Source organism: Streptomyces sp. NEAU-174 (assembly GCF_052665095.1).
Window position 1 is genome coordinate 457430 of the sequence record NZ_JBQTCE010000001.1, and the last position, 23965, is coordinate 481394.

Annotated in this window: 21 protein-coding genes; 5 read left to right on the forward strand and 16 right to left on the reverse strand. The window is 72.2% G+C overall.

Features of this window, described 5'->3' with window-relative positions:
- Nucleotides 1-93 precede the first annotated feature (93 nt).
- The 4 genes from hpt to dacB form a co-directional block, all read right to left on the reverse strand.
- Nucleotides 94-633 (reverse strand): hypoxanthine phosphoribosyltransferase, encoded by a 540-nt coding sequence (gene hpt / locus ACT2CW_RS01825; protein ID WP_037964726.1) that lies wholly within the window; start codon nucleotides 631-633, stop codon nucleotides 94-96.
- Between the two features lie 59 nt (nucleotides 634-692).
- On the reverse strand, nucleotides 693-1805 hold the full coding sequence (tilS, locus tag ACT2CW_RS01830; protein ID WP_330807382.1) for a tRNA lysidine(34) synthetase TilS: 1113 nt from the start codon (nucleotides 1803-1805) through the stop codon (nucleotides 693-695).
- Nucleotides 1806-2015: 210 nt separating this feature from the next.
- Nucleotides 2016-3155: a zinc-dependent metalloprotease gene (locus tag ACT2CW_RS01835; RefSeq protein WP_445515263.1), complete on the reverse strand. Its 1140-nt coding sequence runs from the start codon at nucleotides 3153-3155 to the stop codon at nucleotides 2016-2018.
- Between the two features lie 88 nt (nucleotides 3156-3243).
- Nucleotides 3244-4872 (reverse strand): D-alanyl-D-alanine carboxypeptidase/D-alanyl-D-alanine endopeptidase, encoded by a 1629-nt coding sequence (gene dacB / locus ACT2CW_RS01840; RefSeq protein WP_445515264.1) that lies wholly within the window; start codon nucleotides 4870-4872, stop codon nucleotides 3244-3246.
- Nucleotides 4873-4958: 86 nt separating this feature from the next.
- Here dacB and ACT2CW_RS01845 point away from each other — a divergent pair, with 86 nt between their 5' ends.
- Complete coding sequence (locus ACT2CW_RS01845) at nucleotides 4959-5450, forward strand: inorganic diphosphatase (RefSeq protein ID WP_014061662.1); 492 nt, start codon at nucleotides 4959-4961, stop codon at nucleotides 5448-5450.
- Nucleotides 5451-5536: 86 nt separating this feature from the next.
- Here the strand turns inward: ACT2CW_RS01845 and ACT2CW_RS01850 are convergent, their stop codons facing one another.
- The 3 genes from ACT2CW_RS01850 to ACT2CW_RS01860 form a co-directional block, all read right to left on the reverse strand.
- On the reverse strand, nucleotides 5537-7222 hold the full coding sequence (locus ACT2CW_RS01850) for a threonine/serine exporter family protein (RefSeq protein ID WP_445515668.1): 1686 nt from the start codon (nucleotides 7220-7222) through the stop codon (nucleotides 5537-5539).
- Between the two features lie 174 nt (nucleotides 7223-7396).
- Nucleotides 7397-8167, reverse strand: a complete 771-nt coding sequence (locus ACT2CW_RS01855) for a VTT domain-containing protein (protein ID WP_445515265.1) — start codon at nucleotides 8165-8167, stop codon at nucleotides 7397-7399.
- Between the two features lie 545 nt (nucleotides 8168-8712).
- Nucleotides 8713-9492, reverse strand: coding sequence for a MerR family transcriptional regulator (locus tag ACT2CW_RS01860; protein ID WP_182472220.1), 780 nt, complete (start codon nucleotides 9490-9492; stop codon nucleotides 8713-8715).
- A 124-nt stretch (nucleotides 9493-9616) separates the two neighbouring features.
- Here ACT2CW_RS01860 and leuE point away from each other — a divergent pair, with 124 nt between their 5' ends.
- Both leuE and ACT2CW_RS01870 read left to right on the forward strand, forming a co-directional pair.
- On the forward strand, nucleotides 9617-10312 hold the full coding sequence (gene leuE / locus ACT2CW_RS01865; protein ID WP_445515266.1) for a leucine efflux protein LeuE: 696 nt from the start codon (nucleotides 9617-9619) through the stop codon (nucleotides 10310-10312).
- Between the two features lie 59 nt (nucleotides 10313-10371).
- Complete coding sequence (locus ACT2CW_RS01870; RefSeq protein ID WP_445515267.1) at nucleotides 10372-11784, forward strand: glutamate decarboxylase; 1413 nt, start codon at nucleotides 10372-10374, stop codon at nucleotides 11782-11784.
- Nucleotides 11785-11900: 116 nt separating this feature from the next.
- On the opposite strand, the gene ACT2CW_RS01875 is transcribed toward ACT2CW_RS01870, so the two are convergent.
- From ACT2CW_RS01875 to ACT2CW_RS01905, 7 genes are all read right to left on the reverse strand, one after another.
- Nucleotides 11901-13784 carry a hypothetical protein gene (locus ACT2CW_RS01875; protein ID WP_445515268.1) on the reverse strand — a complete coding sequence of 628 codons (1884 nt, stop codon included), beginning with the start codon at nucleotides 13782-13784 and terminating at the stop codon, nucleotides 11901-11903.
- A gap of 76 nt (nucleotides 13785-13860) precedes the next feature.
- The gene (locus ACT2CW_RS01880; protein ID WP_414084284.1) at nucleotides 13861-14646 is read right to left on the reverse strand and encodes an ABC transporter permease; all 786 of its coding nucleotides are present in this window, start codon (nucleotides 14644-14646) and stop codon (nucleotides 13861-13863) included.
- On the reverse strand, nucleotides 14643-15626 hold the full coding sequence (locus ACT2CW_RS01885; RefSeq protein WP_164435174.1) for an ATP-binding cassette domain-containing protein: 984 nt from the start codon (nucleotides 15624-15626) through the stop codon (nucleotides 14643-14645). Before ACT2CW_RS01885 ends, ACT2CW_RS01880 begins: the two co-directional genes overlap by 4 nt.
- 118 nt (nucleotides 15627-15744) lie before the next feature.
- Entirely contained in the window at nucleotides 15745-16377 is a 633-nt protein-coding gene (locus tag ACT2CW_RS01890) for a PadR family transcriptional regulator (protein WP_086881158.1), read from the reverse strand.
- Between the two features lie 70 nt (nucleotides 16378-16447).
- Complete coding sequence (locus ACT2CW_RS01895; RefSeq protein WP_445515269.1) at nucleotides 16448-17014, reverse strand: DinB family protein; 567 nt, start codon at nucleotides 17012-17014, stop codon at nucleotides 16448-16450.
- Between the two features lie 114 nt (nucleotides 17015-17128).
- Nucleotides 17129-18586, reverse strand: a complete 1458-nt coding sequence (locus ACT2CW_RS01900) for an aldehyde dehydrogenase family protein (protein ID WP_445515270.1) — start codon at nucleotides 18584-18586, stop codon at nucleotides 17129-17131.
- 90 nt (nucleotides 18587-18676) lie between these two features.
- Complete coding sequence (locus ACT2CW_RS01905; protein ID WP_414084286.1) at nucleotides 18677-19540, reverse strand: helix-turn-helix domain-containing protein; 864 nt, start codon at nucleotides 19538-19540, stop codon at nucleotides 18677-18679.
- Between the two features lie 305 nt (nucleotides 19541-19845).
- Between ACT2CW_RS01905 and ACT2CW_RS01910 the strand changes: the two genes are divergently transcribed.
- Complete coding sequence (locus tag ACT2CW_RS01910; protein WP_445515271.1) at nucleotides 19846-20334, forward strand: ATP-binding protein; 489 nt, start codon at nucleotides 19846-19848, stop codon at nucleotides 20332-20334.
- A gap of 73 nt (nucleotides 20335-20407) precedes the next feature.
- Here the strand turns inward: ACT2CW_RS01910 and ACT2CW_RS01915 are convergent, their stop codons facing one another.
- Both ACT2CW_RS01915 and ACT2CW_RS01920 read right to left on the reverse strand, forming a co-directional pair.
- On the reverse strand, nucleotides 20408-21559 hold the full coding sequence (locus ACT2CW_RS01915; protein WP_445515272.1) for a site-2 protease family protein: 1152 nt from the start codon (nucleotides 21557-21559) through the stop codon (nucleotides 20408-20410).
- Nucleotides 21560-21621: 62 nt separating this feature from the next.
- Nucleotides 21622-21855: a DUF397 domain-containing protein gene (locus ACT2CW_RS01920; protein ID WP_164435192.1), complete on the reverse strand. Its 234-nt coding sequence runs from the start codon at nucleotides 21853-21855 to the stop codon at nucleotides 21622-21624.
- A 303-nt stretch (nucleotides 21856-22158) separates the two neighbouring features.
- On the opposite strand from ACT2CW_RS01920, the gene ACT2CW_RS01925 reads away from it, so the two are divergent.
- Complete coding sequence (locus tag ACT2CW_RS01925; RefSeq protein WP_445515273.1) at nucleotides 22159-23847, forward strand: bifunctional 3'-5' exonuclease/DNA polymerase; 1689 nt, start codon at nucleotides 22159-22161, stop codon at nucleotides 23845-23847.
- The last annotated feature ends 118 nt before the right edge of the window (nucleotides 23848-23965 follow it).

Genomic DNA, 23965 nt, shown 5'->3' on the forward strand with positions numbered 1-23965 from the left:
CACCCGACGCCGCCGTGGACTGTTAACAAAACCGCCTTCCCCTGCTCCAACGGCGGAAAACCCCGCCAGGTTCCCAGGGGCCGGCGGCGCCCGTCAGCCGCCGTAGACGTGAGGTGCCAGGGTGCCGACGAACCGCAGGTTCCGGTACTTCTCGGCGTAGTCCAGGCCGTAGCCGACGACGAACTCATTGGGGATGTCGAAGCCGACCCACTTCACATCGATGGCGACCTTGGCCGCCTCCGGCTTGCGCAGCAGGGTGCAGACGTTCAGCGAGGCCGGCTCGCGCGAGCCCAGGTTCGACAGCAGCCACGACAGCGTCAGTCCGGAGTCGATGATGTCCTCGACGATCAGGACGTGTTTGCCCTTGATGTCGGTGTCCAAGTCCTTCAGGATACGCACCACGCCGGAGGACTGGGTGCCCGCGCCGTAGGACGACACGGCCATCCAGTCCATGGTGACCGGCGTGGACAGGGCGCGCGCCAGATCCGCCATCACCATGACCGCACCCTTGAGCACGCCGACGATCAGCAGATCCTTGTCCGCGTACTCCTCATCGATGGCGGCGGCCAGCTCGGCCAGCTTCGCGTTGATCTCTTGCTCGGTGATGAGGACCGACTTGAGGTCGGTGCCCATGTCCTTGTCGTCCACCCGCGCCACTCTCGTTCGATACCGGCTCAACTGGCTCGGGCGGATCAGCCCTGCCGGATGACCAGTCTGCCACCCTCCCGGCGGACCTCGACCCGGCCGGGGAGGTTGATGGCCCGCTGCCCCCGCCAGCCGGTGATCAGCCGGTCCACCTCTTCGATGTGGCGGGCGAAGAGCGAACCGGCGGGCGCGCCCGCGGCGATGGCGGCCCGGCGCAGCACCCGGCGGCGGACGGCGGTGGGCAGTCCGTGCAGGCCGACGGTGTCGAGGTGCACGGCCTGCGCGCCACCGGCCGCCGCCGGTGCGGTGGTCATCACATCGGCCTCGGCGCGGGCGGCCCAGGCGTCGAGGGCGTCGGCGTCGTCACGGGAGAGCTGGGCGGTGCGGGCGAGCGCCTCGACGACGCCCTTGCCCAGCGCCTTCTCCAGGATGGGCAGGGCCTCGTGGCGGACCCGGGAGCGGGTGTAGGAGGGGTCCACGTTGTGCGGGTCGTCCCAGACCGGCAGCGACTGGGCCAGGCACGCCTCGCGGACGGTGTGCCGGTCCAGCTGGAGGAACGGGCGGCGGTAGCGGCCGCCGGTGCCGGAGACCCAGGCCATACCGGACAGCGAGCGGGTGCCGGAGCCGCGGGCGAGGCCCAGCAGAACCGTCTCGGCCTGGTCGTCACGGGTGTGGCCGAGCAGCACGGCGGCGGCGCCGTGGCGCTCGGCGGCGGCGTCCAGCGCGGCGTAACGGGCGTCCCGGGCGGCGGCCTCGGGACCGCCGCCCCGCCCTACGGACACGGCGATCGCCTCGACCGGCGCCAGGCCCAGGGCCCGCATCCGGTCGGTGACCTCGGCGGCGCGGGCGTCGGACCCCTGCTGGAGACCGTGGTCGACGGTGACCCCGCCGGCGCGCAGCCCGGCCCGCGGGGCCTCGAAGGCGAGCGCGGAGGCGAGTGCCATGGAGTCGGCGCCGCCCGAGCAGGCGGCGAGCACGAGCGGTGCGTCGTCCGGCGCGGCGGAGCCGCGGGGGCCGGGGGCGGCGGACGCCGGGGAGAGGGAGGGCGGAGCGGAGGGCGACGAGGCGGCAGAGGGCGCGGCCGAATGGGCGACGAGGATGTCGTGGAGGACGCGGCGGACCGCGAGGCGTATCGCGGCGACCGCTGGATGGGGACCCATGTCCGTTTCCCATCTGTCATTCGAGGGGGTGCCTCGGGGGGTACGAGGAGTACGAGCGGTACGAGGCTTTCGTCACGCTGCGTATGTCGATGGTGACAGAAGCGAGCTGTTCCCCGAGCATCGCACGCCTACCCGTCGCCAACGGTCCCTCGGACGAGTGATTAAAGGGGGCGTTCGTCCGTTTTCGCGTGTGCCGGGGGTGTGCCGGTTCTAGGACTCCGCCTTGCGGTGCACCCGCGCGACCCACTCGGCGGGTTTGCTGATCTCCGCCTTGGTCGGAAGGGTGTTGGGCGAGGTCCAGACCCGGTTGAAGCCGTCCATGCCCACCTGGTTCACCACGGCCCGCACGAACCGCTCCCCGTCACGGTACTGCCGCAGCTTGGCGTCGAGCCCCAGCAGCTTGCGCAGCGCCTGGTCGAGCCGGCCCGCGCCGCTCGCCCGGCGCTTCTGGAACTTCTCCCGGATCTCCGCGACGGACGGCACGACCTCCGGCCCCACCCCGTCCATGACGTAGTCGGCGTGCCCCTCCAGCAGCGACATCACCGCGGTCAGCCGGGCCAGGATCTCCCGCTGGGCCGGGGTCTGGACGAGCTCGATGATGCTGGGCGCGCCGTGCCCCTCCGGCTCCTCCCCCTCGTCGGCGGGACGGCCGCCGCTCAGCGACTGGAAGGCCTCGCGGACCCGCTCCAGCAGGGTGGCCGGGTCCACGTCGGTCTCGCCGAGGAACGACTGGATCTCGGACTCGATGTGGTCGCGCAGCCAGGGCACGGCGGTGAACTGGGTGCGGTGGGTCTCCTCGTGCAGCGCGACCCACAGCCGGAAGTCGTGCGGGGCCACGTCGAGTTCGCGCTCGACATGGACGATGTTGGGCGCCACCAGCAGCAGCCGGCCGCCGCCCGGGGAGCCGGGCAGCTCGCGGGTCGAGGGCGCGAAGGTCTCGTACTGGCCGAGCACCCGGGAGGCCAGGAAGGACAGCAGCATCCCCAGCTCGACGCCGGTCACCTTGCCGCCGACCGCGCCCAGCACCGCCCCGCCGGGCAGTCCGCCGCGCCGGTCCTGCACCTTGCCGAGCAGCGGTTTGAGGATCTGCCGGAAGCCCGCCACGTTCGCCCTGATCCAGCCCGCGCGGTCCACGACGAGGACGGGGGTGTCCAAGGCAGGGCCGCCGGAGACGGCCATCCGGGTGAAGCCGCGGACGTGCTCCTCCGAGGACTTGGCGTGCCGGCGCAGCTCCGCGACGACCGAGCGCGCCTCCTCGCGGCTCACCTCGGGCCCTGGGCGCACCAGCCGCGTCGCGGTCGCGACCGCGAGGTTCCAGTCGACCATCTCCACACCACCGATGCTCGTCATGGCTTCACGGTACGTGGCCCGCGCCCCATCCGGGAGGACACCGGGGTCCGCACAGGCGGCCGTCCAGCGTCCGGGTCATGCCCTCCGCTCAGCGGCAGCCGCAGTTGGCGAGGGCCGAGGCCATCCGGTCCAGGGCGCGCTGGGCGCCGGTGGCGTCGGTGGTCCCGTTGGTCAGATACGCGAAGACCAGCAGCCGGCCGTCCGCGTCCACGACCGAGCCCGCGAGGCTGTTCACCCCGGTGAGGGTGCCGGTCTTGGCGCGGACCACGCCCCGGCCGACCGCGTCCTGGGCGTAGCGGGTGCGCAGGGTGCCGGTGAATCCGGCCACCGGCAGCCCGGTGAGCAGCGACCGCAGTTCGGGGTGGCCGCGGTCGGCCGCGCGCACCAGCACCTGGGCGAGCAGCCCGGCGGAGACGTGGTCGGCGCGGTCGAGCCCGCTGCCGTCCGCGATCCGGACTCCGCCCAGCGGCAGCTCCAGCTTGCGCAGCCGCTGGGTCACGGCCTTCGCCCCGCCCTCGAAGCTGGCGGGCTCGCCCGCGGCGATGGCGGTCTGCCGGGACAGGGCCTCGGCGATGTCGTTGTCGCTGGTGGTCAGCATCCGCTCGACGAGCGAGGACAGCGGCTGGGAGCGGACGGACGCCACCGTACGGGCGCCCTTGGCGGCCTTGCCCGCCCGGGGCTCGTCCTTCACCTCGACGCCGCGGTCGCGCAACATCCCGGCGAAGGCACCGGCGGCGTCGGCGGCCGGGTCCTCGGCGCGCGGGGCCGGGCCGTGGTCGCTGTCGTCCTTACGGCCCTCATCGGCCATCAGGGGGACAACGGGCGAGAGGTTCTCGTTGGGGCCGATGGTGTGGAGCTTCGGCCCGGAGTAGAGCGAGGTGTCATAGCCGAGCCGGTAGGGGCCCGCACCGCGCTTCTTCAGGGCGCGGGCGGTGGCATCGGCCAACTGGCGGAGTGCGGCGGGGTGGTCGGCCCCCTTGACGGCCCGCGCGGTGAGCGTGGGGTCGCCGCCGCCGACGAGCACGATGTCGTGTTTGCCCGCGCCCGCCACGACGCTGGTCCTGATGCGGTGCTCCGGGCCGAGGGCGGAGAGGGCTGCGGCCCCGGTCGCGAGCTTGATCGTCGAGGCGGGGACGATGGCCGTGCCCGCCTTGGCGCCGAACACCTGCTGACCGGTGGTCACGTCCATCACCGCCACCGAGCGCTCACCGCCCAACGCGGGGTCCTTCAGCAGCGGTTCGAGGGTGTCGGCGAGCCCCGCCCCGGTGGGCGGCGGCACGGCGTCGCCGCCACTGTCCGGCGACCGGGGCGCGGGCCGCGTGCCGAGCGCCGCCAGGACGGGTGCGGCGCTGGGCGCGGGGCGGTCCGGGCCGCCGTGCCGCTCGCCCGGGACACCGTCCTCGGCGGCGCGGGCGCGTTCGGCCGTCCGCCGGCCGCCGTCCCAGGGCCCGGCCAGCAGCACCGACACCACGGCGACGACCAGGCCGGTCGCGGCGGAGACCGCCACCAGCTGCCATGTCCGCCGCTGCTCCCGGGGCGTATTGCGCCATTCGCGCCGGACCCGGGCGCGCACGCGGTTCCACTCGCGCAGCCCGCGCCCGCGCGCGCGGTTCCACTCGCGCAGCCCACGCCCGCGCATCCGGTCCAACTCGCGTCGCCCACGGCTCAGCCGGTGGCTCAGCCACTCCCTGACCTGCCACGATCGGGCTTCAGGCACGACCGACCAGCCCCTTTCGCCACCACACACCTGCGTGGGGGACACTTAATCACCAGACGTATGTGTTGATCATGGAGGAGCCACCCGTGGAGTTCGACGTCACCATCGAGATCCCGAAGGGTTCGCGGAACAAGTACGAGGTGGACCACGAGACGGGTCGCATCCGCCTTGACCGGCGACTCTTCACGTCGACCAGCTACCCCGCGGACTACGGCTTCGTCGAGAACACCCTCGGCGAGGACGGTGATCCGCTGGACGCACTGGTCATTCTCGACGAGCCGACGTTCCCCGGCTGCCTGATCAAGTGCCGCGCCATCGGCATGTTCAGGATGACCGACGAGGCGGGCGGCGATGACAAGCTGCTTTGCGTACCGGCCTCCGACCCCCGGGTGGAGCATCTGCGTGATATTCACCACGTTTCAGAGTTCGATCGCCTGGAAATCCAGCACTTCTTCGAGGTCTACAAGGACCTGGAGCCGGGGAAGTCGGTCGAGGGGGCCAACTGGGTGGGCCGCGCCGAGGCCGAGGCCGAGGTGGAGGCGTCCATCAAGCGTCTCGAGGCCGCAGGCGGCCACTGAGTCCTGAGCGGTAGTTGGCGACAGATCCACGCCGGGAGGGCGGGGCACCGTACGGGTGCCCCGCCCTCCCGCGTTTCCGGGCCCGGTCAGAAGCCCCGTGTGCGCTTGGCGGCGCGGCGGCCGGAGGGGTCGGTGTCCGCGCCGGGCATCTTCAGGAAGAGGCGCGCGGCCTCGCCTCCCAGGTTCACCCCTATGGCGATCGCCAGGGCCAGTGCCGCCGCCTGGGTGAGGTGCGGAATGCCGCGGTCCAGGTTGCCCTGGGCCAGCGCGAGCAGCCCGAAGTAGGTGGCGCTACCGGGCAGCAGCGGCCCTATCGCCGCCGTGACGTACGGCAGCGCCGAGGCGTATCTGTACCGCGAGAGCAGCTGGCCGAAGAGGCCGACCAGCCCGGCGGCCACGGTCGTGGCGGCCACCGGCGGGACGCCCGCGGTGTCGGCCAGCGCGCCGTAGACCACCCAGGCGACCCCGCCGTTGAGCGTGGCGAACAGCACGGTGTGACGTTCCTGCTGGAGCAGGATGCAGAAGGTCAACGCGAGCAGCATCGCCGCCAGGATCTGGATGTACGGCCGCTCCACATGGCGCAGCGCCGCCTCCGGGTTGAGCTTGGCGTCGAGCTGGAGGCCCCCGTAGAGCACCGTGAGCACCCCGCAGACGATGCCGACGATCAGATAGACGACCTCCAGCAGGCGCGCCGCCGCGGTGATGTAGTAGCCGGTCAGCCCGTCCTGGACGCCCGCGACCAGCGCCCGCCCCGGGATCAGCGCGAACAGCCCACCGGTGATCACGGCGGACGCCTGGAGCCCGGAGTCGGCGAGGCTGAGCGCCACCCCGATCGCGGCGGGCGGCATCGCCGCGGCCACGAACTGGTAGAACTCCGGAAGCCCGCGCCCCGAGGCCAGCCACGCCAGCCGGTCGCCGAGCATCGCGCCGAGGGCCGCCGCGAAGAAGACCGGCCAGTCACCGCCGACCAGCATGCTCGCCGCGCCGGCCAGCCCGCCACCGGCCACGGTGAGCGCCCAGCCGGGGTAGGGGTGGCGGTTACGGCGTATCTCGGCGAGCCGCCGGTACGCCTCCTCCAGCGTGAAGTCGTCCCGCGAGGTGATGTCGTCCACGAGCCGGAAGACCGCGGACAGCCGGGTGTAGTCGGTGCCCCGGCGCCGTACGGTCCGGCTGGCGGTGACCGGGTCGTCCACCAGCGAGGGCTGGTAGCTGACCGACAGCAGGGTGAAGGTGACGGTCGGCTCGCAGCGGTCGAGCCCGTACGCATGCGCCACGCCGAGCATCGCCGCCTCGACGTCCTCGGCCCCCTCACCGCCCGCGAGCAGCAACTCGGCGATGCGGAGAGTGAGGTCGAGCACACGCGGCACGGCCGGGCCCGTGTCGTCCTGCCGCTCGACGCGCTCGGGCGTCGGGCGCTCGCTGATCGGCATGCGCAGCATCGTGCGCATCCGGTCCTGCCAGGGGGCGTCCTTGGTCAGCCGGACGACGGGGATGCCGTTCGGCGGGGTGATGACGGGGAAGCCGCCGGTGGTCTGGTTGTTCGAGGTGGTCTTCACCCCGGCGGGCGGCACGAACGCCGAGCCCTCGGGCTCGGCGGGGGCCTCCGCCGTCAGCCCGTCCGGGACGGCGAACTCCGATGTCGGGTGCTCGTCCTCGGGCGGCGGCGGCAGGGGTACGCCCAGGGGCGGGGTGAAGGCGCTGTGCGCCTCGTCGGACAGCGGCTTCTGCTGCTCCCCCGTGTCCGTCTCCGCCGCGCTCACGGCACGCGGCATCTGCTGACGGTCCGACCTCACGTCTCCTCGCTCCTCACCAGCCCTCCCCGTATGTTTCCCAGCAGCCAAGGATGCAACATCGGCGGCCACCGGAGCCCATTGTGCGGGGCGGTGACCGCCGAGTGGGAAGTGGGGGCGGTGTGTGACGGATGTGAAGCCTGGTGAAGGTCCCGCTCAGCGCTTGGCGTGGCGCCCGCGCGGGCCCTGCGGCCCGTGCGGCCCGTGCGGCCCCTGCGGCCCCTGGAAGGGCGAACCCGCGGCCGGGCCCTGGGAGGGGGAGCCCGCGGCGGGGCCCTGCGGCTCCGGCTGCGCGGCGGCCTCCTTCTTCGCCTTGCCGCGCGCCCGGAGGAACTCGATCACGATCGGAATGATCGACAGCAGCACGATCGCGACCAGCATCAGCTCGATGTGCTGATGGACGAAGTCGACCTTCCCGAGCGCCGAGCCGAGCAGCGTGACGCCGGTGCCCCACAGCACACCGCCGATGACGTTGAAGATGATGAACGAGCGGTAGTTCATCCGGCTCACGCCCGCGATGATCGGCGTGAACGTCCGCACGATGGGCACGAAGCGGGCGAGGATCAGCGACTTCGGCCCGTGCTTCTCGAAGAACTCATGCGCCTTCTCCACGTTCTCCTGTTTGAAGAGCTTGGAGTCGGGGCGCCGGAAGAGCGACGGCCCCACCTTGCGGCCGAAGAGATATCCGGCCTGGTCACCGAGGATCGCTGCGACCGCCACGGCCACACACACCAGCCACAGATCCTGCTTGATCACATCGGTGGTCACCAGCAGGCCGGTGGTGAACAGCAGCGAGTCGCCCGGCAGGAAGAAGCCGATGAGCAGGCCGGACTCCGCGAAAACGATGGCCAGGACGCCGAGCAGACCGAAGGTCTCGATCAGATAGTCCGGGTCCAGCCACTGAGGGCCGAGCGCGAGGGTGGTCACGGGTGACAGGCTCCTGGGTCGAGGGAAGCAGGCTCGTGCGAGGCCCGGCCGCAGGGTTGGGGCGGACTGGGTGTGCTTCACAGTGTGCCGCCCAAAGCTATCAACGCCGTGTGCGTGCCCTTGGTTCCCGCCGCCCAGGAGCCCGCCCCCGACCGCCACGCCCAGGGATCCCCTAATGCTCTCCCCCTCCCCGCCCCTTCCCGACCCATGGGCTCCGCCCCTGGACCCCGGGGCCTGAGCGCTCCGCGGGAAGTGCCGCGATACGTCGTCGGCCGACTGCGGCGCCGTCGTGGCTGGTCGCGCCCGCGCGGCGGAGCCGCACATCGACACGGCCCCGCGCCCCTTCGGGGCGCTGCCCGAACCGTAGCGAACTTCCTCCGACCTGCTTAGGGGCGAAGCCCCGCCTCCCAGCCCCTCCGGCGTTCGGCCTTCCATCCCCTCCGGCGTTCAGCCTTCCAGCCCCTCCGGCGCTTGAGGAGCGGGGTCTGGGGCGGAGCCCCAGTTGCGGGAAGGGGCGGGGAGGGGAGAGCAGCCCGCCGCAGGCGTCACGCTCCGTCGGACACCCGGTAGCCGTGCCGCTCCGCATTGGCGAGGATCGCATCCCGAAGGTAAACGGCCAGCCCCGGCCCAGCCTTGTCGATATTCTCCGTGAAGCGGTGATCCGAGACATACATCCGGCCCAGACACGTGTGCAGCTCATGGCCACACTCGTAGTGGCTGCGGCAGATCCACCGCCGATGCTCCTCGGCAAGGTCCATCGCCGCCTCGGACCCCGGCGGGGTCCCCGCACCCATCAGCGCGACAAACCGGCTGTTGATGTCGTCCCCCTCCTCCTGGATCCGCTTCCAGTCCTCCTTCGTATACGAGGCCGCCCTGCGCTGGGACTCCCGGTACTCCTCGGTGTTCCCCCAGCGCCGCTCGACCTCCTCCTGGTACTGGTCCGGGTCGAAGTCCCCGAAGACCTCGAACTTCTCCTCGGGGGTCAGATTGATGCCCATCTTCCGCGCCTCCATGGCTCGTTCGACGGCGGCGGCCATTTTCCGCAGCCGCTCGATCCGGTCGGACAGCAACTGGTACTGACGCCGCAGGTGGGCCTGCGGATCGATGTCCGGGTCGTCGAGCAGCACCGCCACCTCCTCGAGCGGAAAGCCGAGCTCCCGGTAAAACAGGATCCGCTGGAGGCGGTCGAGGTCGGCGTCGTCGTAACGCCGGTGCCCGGCCGCGCTGCGGGCGCCGGGGCGCAACAGCCCGATCTCGTCGTAGTGGTGCAGCGTGCGCACCGTGACACCGGCGAAGCCCGCCACCTGTCCCACGGAATAGCTCATGGCCGAATCCGCTCTCTTTCTGTTCGGTACGGGTTCCACGGTGCTCCCTCACGTGGCGTGAGGTGCAAGTCCGGATGGCGAAACCGACTGGGAGGCGCGGCGGGCCGCTGTCATCCTGCCGATCGTGCTGGGGATAACCGATCTTTCGACGTATCTGGCCGGTCTGGCGCTGATCATCCTGCTGCCGGGTCCCAATTCGCTGTATGTGGTGTCGGTCGCGGCCCGCCGCGGCCCCCGTACCGGCTATCGGGCGGCGGCCGGGGTGCTGTGCGGCGACACCGTGCTGATGGCGCTGTCGGCGGGCGGGGTGGCCTCGCTGCTGCACGCCAGCCCGGTGCTCTTCGCGGTGGTCAAGTTCGCGGGCGCGGGCTATCTGACCTGGCTGGCGGTGGGCATGCTGCGCGGGGCGCGGGCCCTGTGGCGCCGCCGTCCGGGGACCGCGGAGGCGGCCCGGAGCGCGGCGGGGGCGCCGGGTACGGACGGGGCCGCGGAGGCGGCCATGGGGTCCGCGAACGGCGAGCGCCCGTACCGCAGGGCGCTGGTCATCAGCCTGCTGAACCCGAAGGCCATCCTCTTCTTCATCTCCTTCTTCGTGCAGTTCGTCGATCCGGACTACGCCCATCCCGCGCTGTCCTTCGTGGCGCTGGGCGCCTGGGCGCAGCTGTTCAGCATCACCTATCTGTCGGTGCTGATCTTCAGCGGTACGTATCTGGCGGCCACCTTCCGGCGGCGTCGGCGACTGCGGGCGGGGCTCTCGGCGGCCGCGGGCACGGCGTTCCTCGGCTTCGCGGCGAAGCTGTCGCTCAGCAGCGCGGGGTAGGGGCTATGCGTCGGCGCGGGGCCGGGGTTTATTGGTGAAATGCCCCTAATTTAACGAAGATGGCACTTCACAAAGGAACTCTCGGCCGACGCGACCTCGACGAAGGCCCCGATTTCTCCATCAATCCGCTCTACGGCGAGGCCAATCCGGTCAGCGGAATGACCGCCAGACCCCCGCGCCACTGCCTCCCGGACGAGCCGATGGCGCCCACGACGGCGTATCAGTTCGTCCATGACGAGCTGATGCTGGACGGCAACGCCCGCCAGAATCTCGCCACGTTCGTCACCACGTGGATGGAGCCGCAGGCGGGCCGGCTGATGTCCGACTGCCTCGCCAAGAACATGATCGACAAGGATGAGTACCCGCGCACCGCCGAACTCGAGCGGCGGTGCGTGACGATGCTCGGCCATCTGTGGCACGCCCCCGACCCGGACGCGGTCGTGGGCTGCTCCACCACGGGGTCGAGCGAGGCGTGCATGCTGGCCGGAATGGCCTTCAAGCGGCGCTGGGCCAAGCGGAACCCGGTGAGCTATCCGGCCACCGCCCGGCCCAATCTGGTCATGGGCACCAATGTCCAGGTGTGCTGGGAGAAGTTCTGCGACTTCTGGGAGGTGGAGGCGCGGCAGGTGCCCATGGAGGGCGACCGGTTCCACCTCGATCCCCAGGCCGCCGCCGAGCTGTGCGACGAGAACACCATCGGGGTCGTCGCCATCCTCGGCTCCACCTTCGACGGCTCCTACGAACCCGTCGCCGAGGTGTGCCGGGCGCTGGACGGCCTCCAGGAGCGCACGGGCCTGGACATCCCGGTGCATGTGGACGGCGCCTCGGGCGCGATGGTCGCGCCGTTCCTCGACCCGGACCTGCTGTGGGACTTCCGGCTGCCGCGGGTCGCCTCCATCAACACCTCGGGCCACAAGTACGGCCTGGTCTACCCCGGGGTGGGGTGGGCGCTGTGGCGTACGGCGGACGCGCTGCCCGAGGAGCTGGTCTTCCGCGTCGACTACCTCGGCGGCGACATGCCCACGTTCGCGCTCAACTTCTCCCGCCCCGGCTCCCAGGTGGCCGCCCAGTACTACACCTTCGTACGGCTGGGCCGGGAGGGCTACCGCGCCGTCCAGCAGCAGACCCGCGATGTGGCGCGCTCGCTCGCCGAGCGGATCGAGGCGTTCGGGGACTTCACCATGCTCAGCCGCGGCGATCAGCTGCCGGTGTTCGCGTTCACCACGGCGGAGGGGATCCGCAACTTCGACGTCTACGACGTCTCCCGGCGGCTGCGCGAACGCGGCTGGCTGGTGCCCGCGTACACCTTCCCGCCCAATCGGGAGGACCTGTCCGTACTGCGGGTGGTGTGCCGCAACGGCTTCTCGGAGGACCTCGCCGATCTCTTCCTGGGCGACCTTGGGTCGCTGCTGCCGGACCTGCGGTCACAGCCCGCGCCCATGGGGAAAGTCGTCAAGGCGTTCCACCACTGAGCCCGGTGTGTCCGGTCCCGGGCGACGGCGGTCAGCGCGTACGGGCGGGGCGGCGGCGGTCAGCGCGTACGTGCCGGGGCGGCGGCGGTCAGCGTGTCCGGGCCGGGACGAGGCGGTCAGCGCGTACGGGCCGGGGCCTGGAGCAGCTCGGCCCGGCGCCGGATCGCCTCCAGCGCCCCTGGTCTGCGGCCGGGCACCCGGCCCCGCAGCTCGATCAGCAGCGGGGCGAGGGCACCGGCCCTGGCCCGGTCCACCACGAACTGCCACTGGTGGTGCGCCCGGTCCACGGCCCCCTCGACCTCGGGGTGCTCGGCCGGTTCCCCGTTGCCCAGCCGCGCGTCGGCCACCGCGAGCCACAGCTCGCAGGCGCGGGCCGGGTCCCCGGCGATACGGGAGAGATCGGCGCGGACCTCCAGCCAGTGGATCGCCTCGTCGGACCGGGGACCGGCCGTCCGGAGCGCCTCCTGCTCCCAGGCGGCCGCCATCGAGGCCGCCTCGCTGTGCCGCCCCGAGTTGGCCGCCTCGAATATCGCCGCGTGCGTCGAGGCGAGCGGATCGGCCACGGGTGCCCATCCGGGCGGCGGCGCGGGGGCGTGCGTCGGCTGCGGCGGGCGCAGTGATGGGGGCGTCGGCACGGGGTCGGCGGGGCGAAACGATTCGGGAGGGCCGGCCGGCATGGGCGGCAGCGAGGCCGAAACCGACCCGGCCGGTCCAGTTGCTCCGGTGACCCCGGTGGCCCCGGTGACCCCGGTCTGCCCAGCCGTCCCGGTCTGCCCGGTGGCCCCGGTCTGGCCGCTCGGTCCCGCTGCCCCGGCCGGTCCGGTTGCCCCAGTGGCCCCAGTCTGGCCAGTCGCCCCGGTCTGCCCGGTGGGCCAGTTCTGCCCGGTCGCCCCGGTCTGGCCAGTCGCGCCGGTCTGGCCAGTCGCGCCGGTCTGGCCAGTCGCGCCGGTCTGGCCGGTCTGGCCGGTCTGGCCGGTCTGGCCGGTCTGGCCAGCCGATATCGCGTGCCTGGTCGGTCCGGTAGCCCCGGCCGGCCCGGCTTGCCCAGCCGATACGGTCCGCCCCGTGGCCCCGGCCTGCTCGGCCTGCTCGGTCGGCCCACTCGGCCCGGCTGCCCCGACCGGTCCAGTTGCCCCGACTGCCCCGGCTGCCCCAGCCCGACCGGCTGCCCCGGCCGGACCAGTTGCCCCGGCCGGTCCCGTCTGCCCGGTCGCTCCGAGCGGCGCGCTCTGCCCCGTATGCCCCGTCGCCCCGAGCGGCGCGCGCTGCTCCGTCTGCCCGGCCCATGGGGCCGCGTCCGGGGCCGGGGACGCCTCGCCCGGTCCCGGGCCGTCCAGGAGGAGTTCGGGGCCGGGGCCCAGTCCGGCCTCCAGGGTGGCGCGCTGGTGGAGTAGCGCGAGTGGTGGGCGTTCGGCGGCGGCCCGCAGGAGGCCGGCGAACGCCCGGCTGTAGTCCGGCGTGGCCAGCTGGCGCTTGGGCGGGGCCGGTGCCACCGTGCCGTAGAGGGTCAGCCCGGCCGCGAGGGCGGACGGACCGGCGGTGCTCAGCGGTGGCCAGGCCGTCTCGTCGGCCACCAGGTCGGCGATCACGACGGTGCTGCCCGGCGGCCGTCGGCCGAGCTCGGCGGCCAGCCAGTGCCAGGGCAGCGCCGTGTAGCGGGCGGTCCTCGGCGTCGTACGGGCCAACGCCAGGTGCGGCAGCCGCTGTTTGGCGTCGAGGGTGAGCTGGCCCGCGAGATGGACCAGCACCGGGCCCGGGTGCGCGGCGGCGGTCCGCAGATGCGTCAGTACGGTCTGCGGGTCGACCGGGTCGACGAGTTGGACGACGCTGGCGCCGCCGGGCGTGCCCAGCAGCGCCGCCGGGGATACGGCGGCGAGCTGGGGCAGCGCGGCGGCCGCGTCCATCAGTCGCTGTTTGCCGGCCGGGCCGGCGGCGAGCAACAGGGCGTATCCGGGCCCGCTCACCGTCTCCGCCCCCGTGCCCGACCTGTCGTTCCCCATACCTGCACCGTATCCGCAACCGGCGACGACCGGTGGAGGTGTGACCGGCGCGGCATCCGGATCCGGGGCGCCGCCGTCAGCGGCTGAGCCGCCCGTAACGCCCCACCGCGACCGGGAGGAAGACCGCGATCAGCGCCAGCGGCCAGCAGACGGCGAGGAGTTGGGCGTGGTCCGCGGCCCAGGAGCCGCCACCGCCCCCGGGGCTGCCGAACAGCTCGCGGATCGCGGTGGCCGTGGCCGACATCGGGTTCCAGACGGCGAGGGCGCCGAGCCAGTCGGGCATGGTCTCGGGCGAGGCGAAGACGTTGGAGAGGAAGCCCACCGGCCAGACCAGGATCTGTACGGCCTGCACCATCTCCGGACGCCCGGCGGCCATGCCCAGGAAGATGCCGAGCCACAGCATCGCGAAGCGCAGCCACAGCAGCAGCCCGATGGCGAGCAGCGCGTCGCCGGGCCCGCCGTGCCAGCGCCAGCCCATCGCGAGCCCGACCCCGAGGAGGACGAGCAGCCCGAGCGCCGACTGGAGCATGTCCAGCACGCTGCGCCCGACCAGGACCGCCGAGCGGGCCATCGGCATCGAGCGGAAGCGGTCGATGACGCCCTTGTTGAGGTCCTGGGTGATGGCGAGCATCGTCCCTTCGAGGCCGAACACCATGGTGAGCGCGAACGTGCCCGGCACCAGGTACTCCTTGTAGTCGCCGCCGCCCGGGACGGTCATCCCGCCGCCGAGGAAGTAGGCGAACATCAGCAGCATCATCACCGGGAAGACCAGTTGGACGGCCACCTGGACGGGCTGCCGTGCCCAGTGGGCGAGTCCGCGGCGGGTCATGGTCCAGGAGTCGATGAGGGTCGCGGTCGTCATACGAGGGTCTCCTCCTCGGCAGTGTCCGTCGTGGCCGGTTCCCCGGTGAGGTGCAGGAAGACCTCGTCGAGCGTGGGGCGGCGCAGCACGATGTCCTCCGCCTCGATCCCGGCCGCCGCCAGCGCCCTTACGGTTTCCGTCAGCGCGGCCACCCGGTCGGTGACCCGCGCGCCGAGCCGCCGCCGGTCGGGGTCGCTCTCGACCTCGGCGCCGCCGGTCGCCGCGGTCACGACCGAGGCGGCGGCGGGCAGTTGGCCCGCGTCGCGCAGCACCACCTCGATCCGGTCGCCGCCGAGCCGGGCCTTGAGCTCGTCGGCGGTCCCGTCGGCGATGGCCCGCCCGCCGTCGATCACGCAGACGCGGTCGGCGAGTTGGTCTGCCTCCTCCAGGTACTGCGTGGTGAGCAGCACGGTCGTACCGCCGTCCACCAGCGAGCGGACCGCGTTCCACACCTCCGTACGGCCCCGGGGGTCGAGCCCGGTGGTCGGCTCGTCCAGGAAGAGGATCCGCGGCCGCATGATGAGGCTGGCCGCGAGGTCCAGCCTGCGGCGCATCCCGCCGCTGTACCGGCCGACGGCTTTGGTGCCGGTGCCGGCGAGGCCGAACCGCTCCAGCAGTTCGTCCGCGCGGGCCGCCGCACGGCGGCCGCCCAGGTGGTAGAGGCGGCCGAACATCTCCAGGTTCTGCCGTCCGCTCAGCTCCTCGTCCACCGCGGCGTGCTGGCCGACGAGTCCGATGCGGTAGCGGACCTCGTCGGGGTCGCGCAGCACGTCGTACCCGGCGACCTCGGCCCGGCCGCCGTCGTGCCGCAGCAGGGTGGCCAGGATCCGTACGCAGGTGGTCTTGCCCGCGCCGTTGGGGCCGAGCACGGCGTGCACGGTGCCCTGCGGGACGGTCAGGTCGAGTCCGGCGAGGGCCTGTTTGTCCCGGTAGGTCTTCCGCAGCCCCTCGACGACGATCGCGGGATCGCTGTCGGCCAAGGTCTTCCCCTCTCCCTCATGCTCTTCTCCGCACCGCGTAGTCAAGTTTGACTACGTACGCCGGAAGGTACTGCCCGAGACCTGGCTAGTCAAACTTGATTAACGCTGAGGGCGGCCGTCAGTCCGCGCCGGGCGCCTCGGCGTACGGGTTGGTGACGCCCTCCGGCAGCACCTCCACCGAGCGCTCCCCCTCGCCCGCCATCACATACGCCCCGCCCTCGAGCCGTTCGATCAGCCCACGGGTCCACTCCGCCCCGCTGTCCGCGGAGTGCACCCAGAACTTCATGATCTCGCCGATATGGCCCCACTGCTCGGGGGTGCCGTCCGGCGGCGTCCAGTGCCGGGTCACCTCGGCCCGCCACTCCTCCAGCGCCGCCACCCGCCGCTTGAGCAGGGCGATCGCCTCGTCCCGTGGCAGGTCCACGATGAAACCCACCCCGGCCGTCAGCTCGTCGATCTTCTGGTCATGGCGCAGCAGGGCCTCCCGCAGCAGCCGGAAGTACTCCTCCTCGCCCGCCTCGGTCAGCTCGTACTCGGTGCGCGGCGGCCCGCCGACCGTGCTCGGCGCGACGTCGTGCGCGCGCATCAGCCCTTGCTTCGCCATCTGTTTGAGCGCGTGGTAGATGGACCCGGGTTTGGCGTTGGACCACTCATGCGCGCCCCAGAACTCCAGGTCGTTACGGACCTGGTAGCCGTGCGCCCGCCCGTGCTGGCGCACGGCCCCCAGCACCAGCAGCCGGATCGCTGACATCGCCCGCTCGTCTCCATCCTGGTCCCGACCCCCGCGATGACCAGGCTAGGGGGTCGGCGGGCCGGGCGGATCACCGCTCCAGGACCGACCAGTCGGGCTCCGGCATCGCCCCCGTCTCGAAGACGAGGTCGAAGGCGCCCTTGCCGTCGATCGTCTCGCGGATGATGTCGGCGTGCCCTGCGTGCCGGGCCACCTCCTCGATCAGGTGGAGCACCGCCCAGCGCCAGGTGCGGGTGCCGCCCTCGTCCCAGGGGAGCCGGAGCGCCTCGAACGTCTCGTCCAGCGACGGCAGGGCCCGTACGGCCTCCTCGGTCTCGCGCGCCACCTCGTCGTACAGGGCGAGCAGCGCCTCCACCGTCTCGTCCTCGGTGGGCTCGAAGGTGTGCTCCCACCGGGCCATCTCGTCCCTGGGATCCCCCACCTTGCCCTGGAGGACGCGCAGCCAGCCGCGCTCGCCCGTGACCACGTGCTTGAGCACCCCGGCCAGCGAGAGCACGCTCGCGCTGGGGACGCTGCGGGCCTGCTCCTCGGTCAGGCCGTGCACCGAGCGCCGGATGCCGCCGCGCTGTGCGTCCAGGTACGCCAGCAGCGCGCCGCACTCGCTCTGACAGGCCTCGGGGTCCACGATCACGGGCATGGCTGCCGCCTCTCATCTGGAGGGCGCCCGGGTGCGGCGCCCTTCGATGAACCCGACGTTAGGGAGGCTTGCGGTCAGCTTCTGTCCGCGAGCCGACCCTGTCATCCCACCGCTTCAGAACGGGAACTGGCTCCGGCCGTGCTGGATGGAGATCCACTTGGTGGTGGTGAAGTCCTCGATCATCGAATCCCCGTTGAGCCGCCCGAGACCGGAGTGCTTCTCCCCGCCGAACGGCACGATCGGCTCGTCGTGCACCGTGCTGTCATTCACATGGATCATGCCGGTGTGGATCCGCTGGGCGAACCGCACCCCGCGCTCGACATCGGCGGTGTGCACGGCCCCGCTGAGCCCGTAGTCGGTGTCATTGGCGATCTGTACGGCCTCGTCGTCGCCGTCGAACGGGATCAGCGTCACCACCGGGCCGAAGATCTCCTGGCCGAGGATCGCCGAGCCCTCCGGGACCCCGCTGAGCACGGTCGGCCCCATCAGGGTGCCCTCGGTCCGCCCGCGCACCAGCGCGGTGGCGCCCTCGGCGATCGTCTGGTCGACGAGCTGGGTGATCGCCTCGGCCTGGCCCTCGTTGATCAGCGGGCCGATATGGGTGGTGGGGTCGACCGGATCGCCCACCTTCAGGCTCTCCACCTTGGCCACGAACTTCTCGGTGAACTCCCGCTCGACCGCCCGGTCCACCAGCACCCGGTTGGCCGCCATGCAGACCTGCCCCTGGTGGACGAAGCGGCTGAAGACGGCCGCGTCCACCGCGTAGTCCAGATCGGCGTCGGCCAGCACGACCAGCGCGCTGTTGCCGCCCAGCTCCAGGACCGTGCGCTTGAAGTGGGAGGCGGCCACGGTCGCGACGTGCCGGCCGACCTTGTCGGAGCCGGTGAAGGAGATCACCTTCGGTATGGGGTGCTCTATCAGGGCGTCGCCGATCTCCGCGATGTCGGTGACCACCACATTGAGCAGCCCGGCGGGCAGCCCCGCCTCCTCGAAGATCTTGGCGACCAGACCGCCGCCGCAGACCGGGGTGTTCTGGTGCGGTTTGAGGACGACGGCGTTGCCGAGGGCCAGCGCGGGGGCCACCGACTTCAGCGACAGCAGGAAGGGGAAGTTGAACGGGCTGATGACGCCGACCACACCCACCGGCAGCCGGTAGAGGCGGTTCTCCTTGCCGTCCACCGGCGACGGCAGGATGCGGCCCTCGGGCCGCAGCGCCAGATGGATCGCCTCGCGCAGGAACTCCTTGGCGAGGTGCAGCTCGAAGCCCGCCTTCACATGAGTGCCGCCGCACTCCGCGATGATCGTCTCGGTGAGCTCCTTCTCCCGGTCCTCGATGATCCGCAGCGCCCGCTCGAACACCGCCCGCCGGGTGTAGGGGTTGGTGGCGCCCCACTCCGGCTGCGCCCGCTCGGCCGCCCGGTAGGCCAGGTCCACCTCCTCGACGGTCGCCACGGTGATGGAGGCCAGCTTCTCCCCGTTGTAGGGGTTGAAGTCGACGATGTCCCAGGAACCGCTTCCGCCGCGCCACTCGCCATCGATGAACTGAAGGGCCAACTCGGAGAAGTAGGACATGCCATCCCTATCTTCAGGACGCGGTGCCGGTCCCCGACAGCCGCGCACGTGTGGGGGGTAATCCTGACAGAACGTCATCCTACTGACGGGTCAGGCTTCGCGAAGGAGCCCCCGGAGCAAATCCCGGCTCTCCTCAGGGGAGAGGCTGTCCGCGCTGAGCCGCTCCAACACCCGCTCGTACTGGAGGACTTCATCGCGCTTGTCCAGATAGAGCGCGCTGGTGAGCTGCTCCAGATAGACGATGTCGGGGAGGTCGGACTCCGGGAAGCGCAGCCGGGTGAACGCCCCGCTCTCCCCCGCGTGTCCGCCGAAGGCGAACGGCATCACCTGGAGCGTCACGTTCTGCTGCTCGGAGACCGTGACCAGATGGCGCAGCTGGGCGGACATCACATCGCGCCCGCCGTACGGGCGGTGCAGCGCGGCCTCGTCCAGGACCACATGGAACGCCGGGGCGCGCTCGGAGACCAGCAGCTTCTGCCGCTCCAGCCGCAGCGCCACCCGCCGGTCCACCTCGTCGGAGCACGCCTGCGGCTGCCCGCGGGTGACCACGGCGTGGGCGTAGCCCTCGGTCTGGAGCAGGCCGTGGATGAACTGGACCTCGTAGCAGGCGATGTCGGAGGCGGCGCCCTCCAGGCCGACATAGGTCTGGAACCAGCCGGGGAGCACATCGCCGTAGCTGTGCCACCATCCGGCGACATTGGCCTCGCGGGCGAGCCCGAGCAGTGCCCCGCGCTCCGCGTCGTCGGTGACCCCGTACAGCGTCAGCAGATCCTCGACGTCCCGCGCCTTGAAGCTCACCCGGCCCAACTCCATCCGGCTGATCTTGGATTCGGAAGCCCGGATCGAATAGCCCGCCGCCTCGCGGGTGATGCCGCGGTCCTCGCGCAACCGCCTGAGTTGAGAGCCCAGGAGGATGCGGCGCACCACCGATCCACTCGACTCGCCTGCGGCCATTTCCGCGATCCTCCCTGTACGGAAAGCATCCTTGCGAACGGCGCCCCCGCAGCCCCTGAGGGCGAAGTCTGCCACTGATCGGGCTTCACGCCGTAGGCGCGTCGTTACTCAACCCGATGACGCACGCCAGTGTACGGAGTCATAAATCCGAGCAAAACCCGGCGGATCGGACCAACCAGCCCGCGTGCACGTGCATTTGCCCTTGCATCTGACGTGCGCATTCGGAACCATAGGGTGTGCGCACGTGCTAGCTGGTACGAAATCTGGCCAGAGTTCGTCACGGCCACGGATGCAGGAGTGCTCGCATGGGGAGCGAAGGTTCGACCCTGCTGGAACCCTTGTGGCAAGGGCTTGCTGCCATCGATCCCGCCGTCGTCTCCGGATCCGTCTCCTGCGCCCTGCCCGCCCGCTACGAAGCGGTCAAGGGGGCCCGGCAGTTCACCGGCTCCACCCTGCGGCAGTGGGACATCCCCGAACTCCTCGACGAAGTGGCGCTCGTCGTCTCCGAACTGGTCACCAACGCCCTCCGGCACGCCCTGTCCGGCACGGCGGCGACCGGCGAGCCGGAGCGGCCGGTGCGGCTCCATCTGATGCGCGGCCCCTCCCGGCTGGTGTGCGCCGTACGCGACCCCAGCGAGGTGGGACCGGTGGCCGGTGAGGCGGGCTGCGGCGAGGAGTCCGGGCGCGGGCTCCATCTGGTGGAGTCGTTCACGGACGGCTGGGGCTGGCAGCCGCTGGCGGGCACCCTGCGCGGCAAGATCGTCTGGGCCGTCTTCCGGCTCCCCGACGCGTAGGGATACGCGCAGGGAGAAGCGTCGGGATACGCGTAGGGAAACGCACGCCGCCTGTCTCGGACGCCACCACCCCTCACGGGCGGGTGGACTCCGGCGGGGCCGTGGTGATGCCCAGGCCGTGCAGCTGGAAGAGCCGGTTCACATCGTGCATCGTGACGATGCCCTCGAGCTGCCCGTGGTCCACCACCAGCACCGGCAGCGCCCCGCCACCCGGACGCGCCCGCTCCAGCACCTCGCTCAGCAGCTCACCGGGCTCGGCCACGGTGCACCGCGCCAGCGGGGTCGCCACATCGCGCACCCGCCGCTCGTCCCGGGCCTCGACCGGCACCGCCGCGAGCGCGCGCAGCTGGACGAGCCCGCTGGGCCGTCCCTCGAAGTCCAGCAGCGGCATCGCCGAATGCCGGGCGTGGGCCGCCACCTCGTCGATGAACCGCGCCACGGTCAGCCAGTCGGCCCCGGCGGCCACCGGCGCCGACATCGCGTCCGCCACCCGCACCCCGCGCAGCGCCGTGTTGACCCCTGCCCGCTGCCGCTCCGCGTTGGCGATGATCACCATGAAGAGGCCGATGAGCGAGAGCCACAGCCCGCCGTTGTTCCCGCGCAGGAAGGAGACCCAGCCGGCGGCGATGAGCAGCACCCCGAGGATCTGGCCGCTGCGCCCCGCCGCCCGCTCGGCGCGCTCCCGGTCCCCGGTGCGCCACCAGATCACGGCCTGCACCACCCGTCCGCCGTCCAGCGGCGCGGCGGGCAGCAGATTGAAGACGCCCAGCAGCAGATTGGCCCAGCCCAGCCAGATCAGCACGGCGGTGGGCACACCCCACCCGGTGAGCGCGTGCACCCCGACCCCCGCGCCGACCGCGACACCGCCGATGACCAGGCTGGTGAGCGGCCCGATGACGGCCACCCAGAACGCGACCCCGGCGGTGCGGGGCCGTCCCATCTTGGTCATGCCGCCAAGCGCCCAGAGCGTCACGTCCTCCACCGAGACGCCCCGTCTGCGGGCGGCGACCGCGTGCGCGGTCTCGTGCACCAGCAGGCTGCCCATCAGCAGTACGGCGCCGATGACGCTGGCGACGGCGTAGACGGCGCCGGTCCGGCCGGGGGTCCAGGCGGGCAGCGTCTCATGGCCGAGCCCGTAGGCGAGCAGCACGATCAGCACCGGGACGCTCCAGTGCATCCGCAGTGGTACCCCGAGTACACGTCCGACGCGGACCGAGCCGTTCATCGCCGTCTCACATGGGTCGGGTCCCCCCGATTGCCACTACCAGTGTCGCGCGTCCGCGGCGATCAGCCCAGACCTGCCGGATCCTGCGCCAGATGGTCGAACTCGCCGTCCTTGACCCCGAGCAGCATCGCCTCGACCTCGGCCGGGGTGTAGATCAGCGCCGGTCCGTCGGGGAACCGGGAGTTGCGGACGGCCACGTCCCCACCGGGCAGCTTGGCGAACTCGACACACGACCCCTGGGAGTTGCTGTGTCTGCTCTTCTGCCAGACGACTCCCCGGAGGTCCGCGGCCGCCATGCCGTTGTAGGGGTGGTCGCGCACAGGGCTTCTCCACGTTCGTGCATGCGTGCAGCTGTCAACTGTCCGGGATCATAGCTCCGTTCCTTTGCGAATGCATGGGCAAATGCATCTGCGTATGCGCAGGTAGATGCACAAGCAGATGCACGTGCACCATGTGCAACGGCATGATCACCCGACACCCGACATCTTCTGCCCGGAGTGAAGAAGAGCAGTCGTCATGAATGACGTCCCGGTCCCCCTCCGGGTTGAGCCGGCCTCGTCCTCGGAGCGTTGTCGGACCCCCCTGCCAGAATCCCGGGCATGAGATGGGCGGCGGCGGAGACGGACCACGGGGGTGTTCGTCTCTGCCCGCTCGACCCCTGGGGAAGGGCCGCCGGACCGGTCGTCGAGGTCACGGCGGAGCAGGGCGGAATCGCCGAGGCCGTGCGGTCCCGGCCCGAGGCCGACCGGTGGGTGTGGCGGTCCACCGCCGAGGTCTATCCACGGCTGCTGGCCGCCGGGGTCCGGGTCGAGCGGGCCTATGACATCGAGGCGGCCGAGGCGCTGCTCCTCGGCCATGAGGGGCGCTCGGGCGCACCGCGTTCGCTCGCCGCCGCCCGGGCGCGGCTGCGCGGGCTGCCCGTCCCCGAGGATCCGCCGCCCCGGGCGGCCGGGGGCCAGCCGTCGCTGTTCGAGCCCGGTCCGCCGCCGCTGCCGCCGGGCACCGATCCGCTGGACGCGCTGCTCGAGGTGTACGCGGACCAGCTGGTCCGTACGGACGCGGCCGAGCACCCGGACCGGATGCGGCTGCTGACCACCGCCGAGTCGGCCGGGATGCTGATCGCCGCCGAGATGCGGCGCGCCGGGGTGCCCTGGCGCGCCGACCGCCACCGGGAGCTGCTGGACGAGCTGCTCGGCGAGCGCTATCCGGGCGGCCTTGAGCCGCGGCGCCTGGCCGAGCTGGCCGACGAGGTCTCGCGCGCCTTCGGCACCCGGGTGCGGCCCGATCTGCCCGCCGAGGTCGTCAAGGCGTTCGCCCGCGCGGGCATCGCCCTCGGCTCGACCCGCGCCTGGGAGCTGGAGCGGATCGACCACCCCGCCGTGGAGCCGCTGCTGCGCTACAAGAAGCTCTACCGGCTGCACACCGCCCATGGCTGGGCCTGGCTCCAGTCCTGGGTGCGCGAGGGCCGCTTCCGCCCCGAGTACCTGCCCGGCGGCACCGTCTCCGGCCGCTGGACCACCAACGGCGGCGGGGCGCTCCAGATCCCCAAGGTGGTGCGGCGTGCGGTGGTGGCCGATCCGGGGTGGCGGCTGGTGGTGGCCGACGCCGACCAGATGGAGCCCCGGGTGCTCGCCGCGATCTCCCGCGACCCCGGGCTGATGGAGGTCGCGGGCAGCGGCCGGGACCTGTACGCGACGCTGTCCGACCGCGCCTTCTCCGGTCAGCGCGACCAGGCCAAGCTGGCGCTGCTGGGCGCGGTCTACGGCCAGACCTCGGGCGACGGCCTGAAGCATCTCGCGGCCCTGCGGCGGCGCTTCCCGGCGGCGGTGGCGTATGTGGACGAGGCGGCCCGCGCGGGCGAGGAGGGCCGGCTGGTGCGCACCTGGCTGGGCCGCACCTGCCCGCCCGCGGGCGGCGCGGCCGAGGAGACGGCCGACGAGGCGGGGCTGCCGCGGGACCAGGAGGAGCCGTCGTACGGCAGCACGGCGGGCGCCCGCGCCCGGGGCCGCTTCACCCGGAACTTCGTGGTGCAGGGCAGCGCCGCCGACTGGGCCCTGCTGATGCTCGCCGCGCTGCGGCGGTCGCTGACCGGGGCGGGGCTGCGCGCGGAGATCGTCTTCTTCCAGCACGACGAGGTGATCGTGCACTGCCCGGAGGGCGAGGCCGACGCGGTCCGGGAGGCGATCGCCGAGGCGGGCGGGACGGCCGGCCGGATCGCCTTCGGACCGACCCCGGTGCGGTTCCCCTTCACCATGGCGGCGGTGGAGTGCTACGCGGACGCGAAGTAGGCGGCCCGGAAGTGGCGGCCGCCTCCCCCGACCGGCGCAGCCCCACGGGCAGCGGGCCTGATCGTCCCCACACGATGAGAGCGGAGGGCCGCCGGGCGGCGGCCCGCCACACCGCCCA